Source organism: Paenibacillus jiangxiensis, from assembly GCF_046098255.1.
Classification (GTDB): Bacteria; Bacillota; Bacilli; order Paenibacillales; family Paenibacillaceae; genus Paenibacillus; species Paenibacillus jiagnxiensis.
Genome location: NZ_JBJURI010000072.1, coordinates 1 through 1,220, shown reverse-complemented (window position 1 = coordinate 1,220; position 1,220 = coordinate 1). Strand labels below are relative to the sequence as shown.

Below are 1,220 nucleotides of genomic sequence, written 5' to 3'. Positions count from 1 at the left end.
CTGGATTGTCAACAGTAAATCAGACAGCTTTTTTAAGGGCCTCTTGGCGGTACTGAACAGGTGTCATGTATCCCAGTGTTCCGTGAATGCGATGCTTATTAAACCAGTTGACGTAATCGTATAGTTCGATCTCCAAATGACGAAGGTTCTGAAATTCCATCTGGTTTATGAACTCGGTTTTCATCACCTTGTAGGTGGCTTCCGCTACGGCGTTGTCATAGGGACAGCCTTTCATGCTCAGAGAACGACCGATCTTAAAGGTTTCCAGAAGCTTGTCTATCTTTTCATTTTTAAATTCACTGCCACGGTCTGTATGAAACCACTGAATTTGACGCAAATCACCCTGTACGGTAGCAAAGGCGCGGGAAATCAGAGCAGCGCCCTTGTTCGGACCTGCACTATGACCGATAATCTCCCGATTGAACAGGTCAACGAGTACGCAAATGTAGTGCCACTGGTGCTGAACCTTCACATAGGTCAGGTCGCTGACGACGAAGCGCTTGGTCTCGGTTTGGTCAAATTCACGATTCAGGATGTTGGCTGTAGCTTCTTCGTTGCATACGGCTTTATGCGGCTTATACTGCGCCACGGTGTACGTGGAAACCAGTCCCTGTTCTTTCATAATTCGGCCAATTCGGCGTCTGGACACCACGAATCCGCGCTCATGGAGCTTGACCTTGATCTTGCGTGTGCCGTAGGCTTTTCGGTTTTTGTGGAAGATATCCACAACCGCTTCGGTCATATCGTCTTCATTGACTCGTTCCTTGGCTTCATAATAGAACGTACTTCTTGCCATTTGTAGGACGTCGCACATTGCTGATACCGAGTATTTATCACGGTTGTTCTGGATGATAGCTACTTTCGTCCCATGATCAGCGCGGCTTGCTTTAAAATATCGACCTCCATCTTCAAACGCTGGTTCTCTTTTCGCAAGGCCATCAGCTCGTTTTCCTCTGAAGAACGATTGTCTTTCTCCTTGAAGGAGCCTGACGTCTGAGCTTGCTTGATCCAGCGATCTAAAGCTGAGGCTGTGAGGCCATATTCCTCCACAATCGCTGCTCTGGATTTCCCGTTCTCATAGAGCTGCACCATTTGCTTTTTAAATTCTGAGGTGAAGGTACGTCGTTGTTGTTTTGGCATTGTAGAGATCCGCTCCTTAACATGATAGGTTTATTCTACAAGCCCTTATTTTTCTTGTCCAATCAAGTGTAGCCGATCCA

The 1,220-nt window shown here is 46.9% G+C and carries 1 protein-coding gene; it reads right to left on the bottom strand.

Going from position 1 to position 1,220, the window contains the following annotated elements:
* Positions 1-19: 19 nt before the first annotated feature.
* Positions 20-1,140, bottom strand: a protein-coding gene (locus tag ACI1P2_RS31335; RefSeq protein ID WP_355327705.1) for an IS3 family transposase whose coding sequence is annotated in 2 segments (ribosomal slippage) — positions 20-891 and positions 891-1,140 — 1,122 coding nt in all. Because the reading frame shifts where the segments join, the coding sequence is not laid out codon by codon here.
* Between the last annotated feature and the right edge of the window lie 80 nt (positions 1,141-1,220).